General features: G+C 39.9%; 10 protein-coding genes. 7 read left to right on the top strand and 3 right to left on the bottom strand.

What is annotated here, in order from left to right:
* Positions 1-124 precede the first annotated feature (124 nt).
* Positions 125-556: an EVE domain-containing protein gene (locus tag TERMP_RS09190; protein ID WP_013468130.1), complete on the bottom strand. Its 432-nt coding sequence runs from the start codon at positions 554-556 to the stop codon at positions 125-127.
* A gap of 106 nt (positions 557-662) precedes the next feature.
* Here TERMP_RS09190 and TERMP_RS09185 point away from each other — a divergent pair, with 106 nt between their 5' ends.
* Entirely contained in the window at positions 663-1,175 is a 513-nt protein-coding gene (locus tag TERMP_RS09185) for a TBP family protein (RefSeq protein WP_048159823.1), read from the top strand.
* Here TERMP_RS09185 and TERMP_RS09180 read toward each other — a convergent pair.
* On the bottom strand, positions 1,165-1,470 hold the full coding sequence (locus TERMP_RS09180) for a hypothetical protein (RefSeq protein WP_013468128.1): 306 nt from the start codon (positions 1,468-1,470) through the stop codon (positions 1,165-1,167). The two genes, TERMP_RS09185 and TERMP_RS09180, sit on opposite strands and share 11 nt — an antisense overlap.
* 62 nt (positions 1,471-1,532) lie before the next feature.
* Positions 1,533-2,156 carry a hypothetical protein gene (locus tag TERMP_RS09175; protein WP_013468127.1) on the bottom strand — a complete coding sequence of 208 codons (624 nt, stop codon included), beginning with the start codon at positions 2,154-2,156 and terminating at the stop codon, positions 1,533-1,535.
* Positions 2,157-2,232: 76 nt separating this feature from the next.
* Between TERMP_RS09175 and TERMP_RS09170 the strand changes: the two genes are divergently transcribed.
* From TERMP_RS09170 to TERMP_RS09145, 6 genes are all read left to right on the top strand, one after another.
* The gene (locus TERMP_RS09170) at positions 2,233-5,406 is read left to right on the top strand and encodes a DUF1156 domain-containing protein (RefSeq protein WP_013468126.1); all 3,174 of its coding nucleotides are present in this window, start codon (positions 2,233-2,235) and stop codon (positions 5,404-5,406) included.
* A gap of 54 nt (positions 5,407-5,460) precedes the next feature.
* Positions 5,461-5,826 carry a hypothetical protein gene (locus TERMP_RS09165; protein WP_013468125.1) on the top strand — a complete coding sequence of 122 codons (366 nt, stop codon included), beginning with the start codon at positions 5,461-5,463 and terminating at the stop codon, positions 5,824-5,826.
* Between the two features lie 54 nt (positions 5,827-5,880).
* Positions 5,881-6,483 (top strand): hypothetical protein, encoded by a 603-nt coding sequence (locus TERMP_RS09160; protein ID WP_013468124.1) that lies wholly within the window; start codon positions 5,881-5,883, stop codon positions 6,481-6,483.
* On the top strand, positions 6,470-7,312 hold the full coding sequence (locus TERMP_RS09155) for a hypothetical protein (protein ID WP_013468123.1): 843 nt from the start codon (positions 6,470-6,472) through the stop codon (positions 7,310-7,312). The genes TERMP_RS09160 and TERMP_RS09155 overlap by 14 nt, the downstream gene beginning before the upstream one ends.
* A 131-nt stretch (positions 7,313-7,443) precedes the next feature.
* Positions 7,444-7,653, top strand: a complete 210-nt coding sequence (locus TERMP_RS09150) for a hypothetical protein (protein ID WP_048159822.1) — start codon at positions 7,444-7,446, stop codon at positions 7,651-7,653.
* 52 nt (positions 7,654-7,705) lie between these two features.
* Positions 7,706-11,095 carry a DUF499 domain-containing protein gene (locus tag TERMP_RS09145; protein ID WP_013468121.1) on the top strand — a complete coding sequence of 1,130 codons (3,390 nt, stop codon included), beginning with the start codon at positions 7,706-7,708 and terminating at the stop codon, positions 11,093-11,095.

Here is an 11,095-nt window from a genome sequence, read left to right as displayed (position 1 = left end):
AGTGCATCACTAAAATTAATACCTATTAGATAAATAAATCTTCCGCTTTTGTAACTAATGACAAAGTCCCCATCTTAATGGTAATTGGAGAATTGAAATGTAAAGAAAGGAACCAAATTAAGCATTAAAGCAGGCTCTCTATCAGCTTGTAATCTTCTTCAGGCAGTTCCCTCATGGCCTTGCCCATTAAATGTCCGCTCCACTTCCTCTTGTTTGTGATGAAGTTCAGCTTTGGAATTAAAGGCTTGAATTCAACCTCTCCAAGCTTTATGGCCTTAATTTTGACTCTTAAGGGATAAGTTTCGTTTAAATGTGGTGGAGACTTGAAAATTTTTGTCGAGTCCTGATAAGGCTCGCTCATAACCTCAAAAATTCCTACAATTTTTGGCTCGAGGATTTGCTTATCTTTTCTTTCTTGCTTCACGTAAATGACAAGCTTATCACCGGGCTTGACTTTTGCAATAGTGTTCTTGTGCCTCTTTGGCACTCCCCAGATGTTCTTCTTTTTGATAACCTCCCAATTGTCACGGTTTGTAATGCAAAGCCAATACGTCATCGTTCAATCACCAATTTAGAGATTCGTTTTTAATCTTCATAATAATTTCCTCAGTATTTCCCCACAATAATTAAAAGCCATTATCCATTAGTTCATGTTGATAGCAATGGAGTACAAAATAGTCAACATAGTAGTTTCAGGACACTTGGGAAGTCAAATAAATCTCGAAAAATTGTTAGAATTAGATAATTTCTCCTATGATCCAGAATATTATCATGGAGGTTATTTAAGACTAAGTAACGGCTTGAGTGTAACAATTTACAGAACTGGAAAATACATAATTCCCGGTGTTAAAAGGCTGGAAGACATTGAGCCATCTTTTGATGAGATGATACGATATCTGTCAAAGCTCATTGATGTGTCAAACGCTGAAAAACCAAAGATTCGAAATCTTGTGATCAGTGGCAAACTCGAAGAAAAGTTGAGTTTAGAGGAACTTGCCATTAAGCTGCCAAACGTTGAATATGATCCCGAACAGTTCCCTGGTTTAATTCTCAAGTTTAATAAAAGCTTGACTGTTCTGCTTTTCAACAGTGGGCGTTTTGTAGTTGTTGGTGCAAAAAGTCTTGAAGAAGCTGAGAATGCAATTAAAAAATTAAAAAAGCTTCTCAAAAGCTAAAGTCAAACCCATCAAAGAGTCCGGCTTTTGCCAGGAAGCTGAGGATTATGGCAAATGGTGCAAGAACTTCTAAAAGCCATATTCCAAAGCCGAGCAAGTTCCAGCTTAACTTAGCCAATCCCATAGAGCTCTCAAGTTGGGAATCATTAATCTGACTTTGAGCTTGCTCATAAATCTCGTTTATTGCTGGAGTAAGTGCATCATAAGCTACTTTTTCTTGGCTCGGAATAGTTACTGCAACAATTAACGCTATCATGGTAGAGACAAAAAGAGCAAACAACTTCTCAGGGTCCATCCCTATGGACACCCCCTTTAAAAACAAATACAACGTGGGGAAATAAAAACCTTTTGAATTCTTCATTTTTGTGATTCCAACTCATCTTTGTTTGGTTTGTCCCGTGAATCCTTAATATCCGTTTGTTTGAACTCCCAGTACCCATCAATAGTTAGCTTCATAAAAAACGCCAACAGAAATGTTCCTATTAGCGGATAATTGCAATAATAAATGAGAGCAAGTGCTACAAAGATGATAAAACAAATTCTAAGAAGATATTCACGAGACAGGTAATGACTAATTGTACTTTTGTCTAATTTACCATACAAGCTTAAGAGAACACAACCAAACCATAACACTATCACAAAACTCAATGCACATGTGAACACTGTGTTTGAAAATGACTGCCGTAGAAACTCAACAACTACAACAAAAAGTGAGGTTACCAAAAATCCATCAAGAAATGCTCCAGCGATAATTCTCAGGTCAGAGTCAAGCTTATTATCCTTAGAGGAATCATCTCCATAATAGTAAGATAGTGCAAAAGACATTGCCATAAACAAAGCATAGACTGCAACTAGGGCATATTCTCTTGCCAACTCCCTTTCTTCTTTATTAATCAGCTGATAAACTAGAGTAGCTATTATTGAAGCAACTGCAACAAAGAAGCTAAATACATTCAGCTCCCTATTATTTGTCCTGTTCATTGCCTTCCATTTAACATTTGACTATCAAAGAAGTTAAAAACTCTTCTAACAATAAGTTATTTCTGGTGGTGAAAACATGGAAAGAACTTTTCTTGAAAGCCCAAACTTTCCCATAAGGGAAATTAATGAAAAAAGTGCTAAAGAAAAGGGACCGGCGAGACCACCTTATTGGGAGATGGTCTTCTGGTGGACAAGGAAGCCGTTAATTGGAGCAAGAGCTGTAATAGCAGGAGCATTGCTTCCAAAGGACTTCGATACCAATGAGTTTAAGAAAATAATAAGGCTCAATGAGAAGACAAGTCCTCATCGCTTTAATCCTCAAATCCCAGATAAATACAAGCAATATTTTGAAGGAAAAAAGCTTCTTGATCCCTTCGCGGGTTTTGGAAGCATTCCGCTTGAAGGACTCCGCTTGGGTTTGGATGTTACCGCTGTTGAGCTATTACCAACCGCTTACGTCTTCCTCAAGGCTGTTCTTGAATACCCAAAGAAGTTTGGAAGGCTGAAGGTGAAAGTTCCAGTTAAAGAGCTTGAAGCTTTAGGGTTAAACAGCTACGCACGAGAGGCAAAGAAAAAGATAGTTGCAAATGTTGAAGTTCCCGCTTTGGTTTATGATGTTGCAAAATGGGGCAACTGGATTACTGGGCAGCTCAAAAACGACCCAGAGCTCAGAGAGCTTTATGACGATGATGTCGCCGTTTACATTGGCACGTGGGAAGTTAAATGCCCCCACTGTGGAAAGTGGACGCCGATAGTGGGCAATTGGTGGCTTGCAAGGGTTAAGGACAGCAAAGGCAAGTATCAGCGTTTAGCTTACATGAAGCCCAAGAGAGCCAAGAATGGCATTGAGATTGAAGTCGTTGATTTAAACCGAATAGTGGGTGATGTTTCAAACGCCAGAGTTGATACGAGAAAAGGAGAGATAGTCTTTGAAGATGAGGAAATAGTCAAGGAGCTTAAGCCTAAGATCGAGAAAGGGGAAGTTGACGCAAAGATTAGAAAGATTGATGGAAAAGAGATCGTTGTTTTTGATGTTCCAAAGAGCAACATTGAGTCAAGGAGACAGCAGGCGTTCTGCTTAAACTGTGGGAACGTCATGAGATTCGTTGATGAGAGTGGCAACCACTACACTGGAAAGAAGGGAGAAGGAGAATTTTACATCAAGTTTGCCCTCAAAAAGTATCATCAGGGTGACGAAAGCTATGCAAGGCAGAGGTTGCTTGTTAAAGTAAAGATTGAAGACAAAGACTTGGTCTTTGAACCAGCAACCAAAGAAGACAACGCAAAGTTGGAGAAAGCTAAGGAGAAAGTTAAAGAGCTGTTGGAGAAGGGAAACCCGGATATTCCAAGGGAACCCGTTCCGCCCTATGGTAGCTTACTCTTCGGTGCGTTGCAGATAATTGGGTGGGGCTTTGACCAGTGGTACAAGCTGTTCAACCCCCGCCAGCTCCTCACGCTGATTAAGATCCTAAGACTAATCCGCGAGGTTGGCAGGAAAGTCGAGGAGGAGAAGCTCAAGGAGGGCTGGGGGGAAGAGAAGGCCTTTGAATATGCGGAGGCTGTGGCGACGTATTTGGCAATTGCTTTAGGAAGATATGCAGATTACAATTCAATAAACACACTATGGAATGCTGGCTCTTGGAGTGATAATAAAGTTGCTCACACATTAAGCTCAAGGGGCATTGCAATGCAATGGAACTGGTGTGAAATTCCCGCAGTAAAAGATTTACCTCTTACATATTCTGGAAACCTCCCTAACTTAAAGAATGCCATAGGGTATCTTACCTCCGCCCTCTCCTCCGGCCAGAGGACCCTCACCGGGCTTTCCTCAAACACCGTCAAGGTAATCCAGGGCGACGCGACCTCTTTGAACTTGCCTGAAAAGTTCGACGTCATCGTGACCGACCCGCCTTACTCAATTGACGTCCCCTATGCGGAGCTTAGCGACTTCTACTATGTTTGGCTCAAGAGGGCCTTGAGTGACGTTGAAGGAAACAAGCTTGTCCCCAGATTTCACAGCGAAGCTTTCTTCAAGAAGATCGGAAAGAAGTACAGGGAGAGGGAAGTCCAGTGGAAGGAGTTTGCGAGCAAAGAGGTCTCAGAGTTCTCTGCAAGATTCTTTACTGAGAGAGAAAAAGAAAAGCTCGCCAAGGAACATTTCAAAAATCTCTTCACTCAGGCGTTCATAGCAATGAAGACCAACCTTAAAGATGACGGAATCCTGGCAACCTACTATGCCCACACATCCCTTGATGCTTGGGCTACTCTAATTGAAGCAGGCTGGCAAGGTGCAAAGTTACAAATCACCACCGCAATTCCACTGAGCACAGAATCGGCAACGAGCATAATGTCGAGAGGAAAGCTTTCCCTTGATACTTCAATCATAGCAGTCTGGCGTAAGGTCAAGAGAGATGGCAAAAAAGTCGTTGATGTCAGAGATTTTGTTGAATACAAAGATCCATACACAGGCGAAGTCAAAAAAGTCCGCTTCACGGAAAAGATACAGCTTGTTGCTGAAGAAAAAGCCAGACAGCTTTTAGCCCATGGCTACACTGGTCTGGATCTGCTTTATGGAGTAATAGCCTCAGCCTTGAGCGTGATCACCGAGTATGAGGAAGTCCAGAGGTATGGAACCAAACTCCCCGTGCTTGAAATTCTTGAAAAATACGTTTATCCAGCATCAGCCCAAGCCATTGCAAAAGCCTTGGCTCAGGAAGTTCACGGCAGAGTCTCATCAAAGGAGGCTCTCTTCTACCTCTTAGCCAAGCTTCTCTTTGGAAAGGCAAAGGTTTCATCAAATGATGTTGTCCTGCTCTCGATAGCAACAGAAACAAACTCAAGGGAGCTGATCAGCAGCAAGATACTCTTGGAGAAGAAAGAGGGAAGCTCAAAGTATTACCAGCTCAACTCACCGCAGAGCGACAACCTAACTAAGCTTGAGGCTTTCTTAAAGAGCAGGGGTATTGACATTGCAAATCCAAAGCCAAAGAACGCCATTGATGCTTTGCATCTCCTCGAGTATTATGCAAAGAGGCATCCAAAGAGCGAGTTCAGGAGAAGATACGACGAACTCAAGCAGAAGTACCAAAGCCTTGTTGAAGAAGCTACAAACTTGGCTTTGATATTCACAAGCATGGCAAAGAACCTAAGATGGGACGATGTGGAGTTCAAGCTTGCTGAGAACATTGCAGAGAAGCTCGAACTCATAAAGAAGCCTCAGAAGACATTGATGGAGATTATTGGGAGCTGATTTTTTCGTTTTATTTGAATTTTCCATTACCTTAAAATTTGTCTGGGGATCAAAATGGTACTGGAAAATGATCCAATTAAACGCAGATTAGAAATTTTAGAATTTTTTATTGAGTATCCAAAGAAGATATCTGAGTTTCACAAAAGGTTTGGATCCGAGATTGATGTCCAATTATTAGAAGAGATGCTCAATAATGAACTACTTGCAACTGACTACCCACTTATTGTTGGAATAGGACGAACTTCCAGAGACGAGCTAAAGAATCCCAGTATGGATTATGAGATTAGGATCACAGAAAAGGGATTAAACTTCTATTACCAGGATTTCATTAATAAAAAAGCCCTGAGATACTCAAAGATTGCAGTAGGAATTTCGCTTGGCAGTCTTCTTATTCAAGTCTTACCAAAACTACTGCATTAGTAATATTAGTAAATGTTTAAAAAGGATTTGCTAATATTACTAATGTGATGCATCATGAAACCACCGGTATCAAGGGAGAAAATTTACAGCGTGGTATTTGACTACACAGGAATTCGGATTCCAGAAGTTGCGAGATTAGCTGAGCTGAACTACATTTACACTTACCAAACAATAAGAGCCCTAAAAAGAGAAGGCTACCTCACAACAGCATCAGATGGAAGAATAATAATTTTAGACAGAAAAGGGCTAATATTCAAGTGGGCTAGGGATAAGGAGGTAATACTGAACTCTCTAAGTCCAATAACTATCAAGCTCGTTCCAGATTATGACATGAGGAATTTGGTCCTATTTTCTGGGAATTCCGCTCTCTGGCTGCTTGGCAAGATAATCAGCCCTGCAGGCGGAATCCTCTACGCAAGTGAAAAAACTTTCAAAGATCTCATGAAGTTTAAAGATCCCGAAGGCTATCCCTTCAAGGTCTACATTTACGATGAGTTTTACTTCAAGATTAGGAAGGAACTCAACGGTTATTACATTCCAAGCTGGGGAATGATTCTGGCTGATATGCTCGTTCAGGGAATGTACACGAGGCTCTTTGATGATGTTTTTGAGACAGTTGTTTCAATAATTGAAGGTGAGAAGAATGAAAAGGCTTGAGCTTTCTGATGACATATTCCTTGAGGTTTATGATTTGAGGAGCTACAACAATGATGCTATTAGAGAGTCAATAAGTGCAATGTTTAAGATTGCCGATGAGTTGAGGGGAAAGGTTGTCCTTGTTGGCGGCTGGAGTGTGTATTACTGGGTGGATAACGTTTTGGATTACAACGGCGTCCCTTCAATTGATATTGACTTCCTCGCAAAGGCTGAAAGTTTTGAGGAGATAAGGGAGGTTATGAAGAACCTTGGCTTTCAAAGTGCTGGCTTCAGATTTGCGAAACCTCTCAAAAGATTAATCGTCAGGGAGGAGGTGAAGGTTGACTTTCTTTTTGACGAAAAGCCCTCACAATTGAGCTTTGACACTCCATTTGCTTCATCAATTTTCAGAAACCGGTATTATTCGAGGGTTAACTTTGAAGTTCGAGACTTTAACAAAAATTTAATTGCTGGAGGAGAAATTGATGTGGCTTTTCCTGAGGCAGTCTTGGCTTTAAAGTTCGATATTTACACTAACCTTGGAGATTATCCAGATGATAAGAGGGACAAGCACTGGAAGGACATAATTGACGTTTACTCTCTCGTAATGGGCTTTTACAAGAAAAGAAATGCGTGGCGTGAAAAAGACTTTTATCTCAGGAAGGACATTCTAAGAGAGCTCTACAAGGCTAAGAGTTACAAGCCAACTTCAATTTATGAAGTTCTAAAGGAAAGTCAGTACAAAGAGGACATTAGGGTAATGCTGGCTGACTACGTTGGCTTTAGAGTCTTTGAGGAAAAGCTCTTTGAGAGAAAGCTAAGAGAGCTTGAAACAATAATAAAGTCTTGATAATGGTGGTTGCATGGCGGGTGGAATAAAACATGGCTTTAGGAGAGCCGCAGCAGTGGCAGGTACAGGAACAGTTGGATATTACCTAATTAACAAGAGTTATCCCACCATTGCTTGGAATAACCTCACAAATGGGGTACATAGTAGCCTATCTTGTTGCAATTGTTTCTCTTTACTCCCTTTTCCTAAAGATGAACTACTGGTCAACTGGATATCTAATGGGATGGATAATTGGACTCTATTTCCTCAGAGGGCTCTTTGAATCCTGGGAGTGGAGCATACACATGTTAATTAGAATATTGTACTTAGCTAAGAAGCTCAAAAGGAAGATATTTGGGTAGTCTATCCGAAGAACATAAAAAGATTGGAAACAAAGTTACTCTGGTGAGTGAAATGCTAAGGGAAAAGATATGGAATGATGTTATGGATGAAACACTTGATGAATTTTCTGCTCCAGAGCTTAACGATGTGGTGAGTGGAAGAGCACACAAAATTTATTCTGATGCAAAGGAGTTCTTTAGAAGAACATATTTCAGCGATTCAATGTTGGATTTGATTGAAAAAGTTCTATCAACACTTGAGGGAAGAGGAACTAACGTATTTACGGTTTACTCGCTCTTTGGTGGAGGCAAGACACACACATTGGTAACTCTGTATCACATTCTAAATCATCCCGATGCTCTCCTTGATGAGGAGGTCTTGAGAGATTACGACATTATGAAGAGAAAGAGACTGGAGCATATTGCACAGAGAATAAAATCATTGGGCAAAGTCAATATTGCTGTTATTTATGGTATGGGGGACATAGGGAATCCAATTAAGCCTCTTGACTTTGGAGTTTACAAAGTCCACACTATCTGGGGCTATTTGGCACATCTCCTTGGTAGATACGCTGACATAAAGGCATATGATGAGAGTCTAACAGTTCCAGACATAAACAGCTTGAGAGAACTTCTCAAAGAAGGCAAAACGCTGATAATGATTGATGAAGTTGCGGACTATGGAAATAACTTGAGAAGAAGCAACAGAGAGGATGCCAAGAACTATGCAAATAACATTCCAATATTTTTAGAGCGACTCTCAAAGGCAATAATTGGAACCGATAATGTTCTGATAGTCACTTTGCCGATTGAAGTAGAAAGAGGGGTTTTAAGAGAAACTGAGAAAGCCTATGATAAGGATTATCTTGAAGCTCTGTGGAAGGCCGTTGCAAAACTTAGTGGAGAACTCGTTGCTCCTCTAAGAACCGAGAGAGGGAGCAATGATTTAATTGAAGTTCTCAAAAGAAGAATTTTCGAAAAAATTGATCCAAATAACAAAATCAAGATCATTGAGAGATACATGGTTGATATGGCAAATGAGGAGATTTTCGGTGATACAAGAGACTTCCTGAGAGAGCTTGAGGTTACATACCCATTCCATCCGGATTACTTCACAATAATGAGAACAATTCTTGAAAGAGTGCCTGGACTACAAAAGACAAGAGATCTGATAAAGCTCACAAGAAAAGTTGTTAGAAGAATACACAGAGAGGAAAAAGAATATTCCTTAGTAATGCCCCATCATATTGATGTCTTTGATAACGACCTGAGAGGCCTTCTCTTCCAAGAGAATTATGCTAATTATGCTGGAGTTGTTGATGTTGACCTTAATCCAAAAGTCCTAAAGAAATATTCACAACCAGAGCTCGTGAAGATTATTTATGAATACATATTCCTTTCAACGTATCCCTACGATTCTCCGACACCTCTAACAGGATTTCCAGACAAGTTCAAAATATCAAGGGGGATTTACGAGGTAGAGATTTTTGAAGCAATGGAGTGGGACTCAACAAAGATTCATGATGCCATTGAAGAAATAATATCAAGGAACTACTTTATCCACTTAAACTATGATGATAGGCACAATGTTTTCTGGGTTTGGAGAATAGCAAATGTGAATCAAATGGTTCTCGCTAAGAAGGACGAACTTCTCAGAAATAAAAAAGGAGAACTTATCGAAAAAGCCACTGCAGAAATTAAGAAGGCTATTGAAGGTAAACCAGGAAAAGGGAAAAAGTCTAAAGGGGAGCAAATCAAGATAACTCTATTTGAATGGAAAGACGTTATCTTTGACCCCCAAATCGGAGACATTGTTGATGATGACAAATACAAGCTTCTAGCACTCTATTATGAATATGTAGATGAAGAACTGCTTGAGGATTTGATCCTTAAACATAAGGGAGGAACAAGGAAATTCAGGAATACAATAGTCGTCACGTATCCAACGCCGCAAGGATTTAATTCAATTCTAGAAGCTTTCGCGAAAGTTGAAGCCTGTAAAGAGGTTAAAAAAGAAGTTGACAAAATCTACTCCGACTATGGGAAGAACGTTGTAAAGATACAGCAATCAATGATTGAGCACATAGAAAATGCTGCTAAAGATGATTTGTTCACCACAATAGTACAATCCTTCAGAAAAGTCGCATTTCCGGTAAATGAAGGATACCGAGACAGTGTAAAAGCAACTGAAGCTTCAACAACTTCAACATCAATACTTGAAACTGTTTATTCAGTCCTAATTTCACCGGAAGTTGAAAAAGTTGCAGAATATCTTTCGTTTGATGAGTTAAAGGCAATGCTAAACATTGTAGGGATTGACCTAAGCTCAAGACCTTACACTTTTGGAGAGATACGAAACTACTTCCGCATGAATCCAGCGTTACCAATGGTTGAGGATGAGCGGATAAAAGAAGCCCTCAAAGAGGGTCTTTCAAGACTTGAAATAGGAATCTTAACAAAAAGTGGCAAGTTAGTATTCAAAGATGTCAAGGAAATAGCAATAGTAAATGGTGAAATCAAAAAAGAGAGTACGGAGCAAGCCACAATTCATCAAATAACTCTTGATGACAAGATTTTGCCAAAGAGAATTGCGCTTGAGGCCCAAGTGAGTTCTCTACTGCAAAGGGAGGAAACAAAGACAATCGAGAGAGGAAAGAAGAAAATCAGAAGAAAAGTTGAAGTATTTCTTGAGATAGACGGACAGAGAATAAGACTCAAAGACATAGTCGGAGATAAGGACAATATTTCAATCAAAGATGAAGACATTAACATGCTTGTTGAAGGGAATTTTGTCGTTGTCATTACTGAAGAAGAACTCTCAGATGATTTCAGCGACTTCGAAATTGAAATTTCTCCAGCTTATGTTTCAGCACATCCTGAAGAGCTCATTGAAGTGAAAGTTGTAATAGCTCCAAAGGATCCAAATAAATCATTTGAAGTCAAGCTGAAAGTTGATTATGGAAAACTTAAAGAAACAAATGGAATCGTGCCTTTCGAGACTGTCTGGCATCTAAAGGCTCCAAGAGAAAGCGACGAATTCAGGCTTTATGCTGAAAGTAAAGATGTGGAGCATGTAGCTACCCTAAGAGTAGAAGTAATCACCCCCACCATAAGAACTAGAAAACTCACAGAAGAGCATATTGGAGGGACATTAATAAAAATTGAAAACATCAGGAGACTTGAACATCTCAAAATATTGCAGGATGCTATTGGTAGTGAACACATACTGTCAGGAACTGCTGTAATAAAAGCCAATGGTTCAAGAGTTTCTATGGACTTGGATAGAATTCCACTTGATGTAGCTACTCAAGTAATTGAAGATTCAAAGGAATATTTAGATGGGAGCGACGAACTTAATGTAGATGTCACGATCCAAGGAGAAATTACAATTACAGAACTACTACTCAAAAAGTTGTCTGTGCTAAATGATAAAGTGACGTTTGTAGTTGAACTTAGGAGGTAG

The organism is Thermococcus barophilus MP (genome assembly GCF_000151105.2).
In the GTDB taxonomy this organism is placed as follows: Archaea; Methanobacteriota_B; Thermococci; order Thermococcales; family Thermococcaceae; genus Thermococcus_B; species Thermococcus_B barophilus.
The sequence above is the reverse complement of the archived record's forward strand: the minus strand, read 5'-3'. Positions and strand labels throughout refer to the sequence as shown.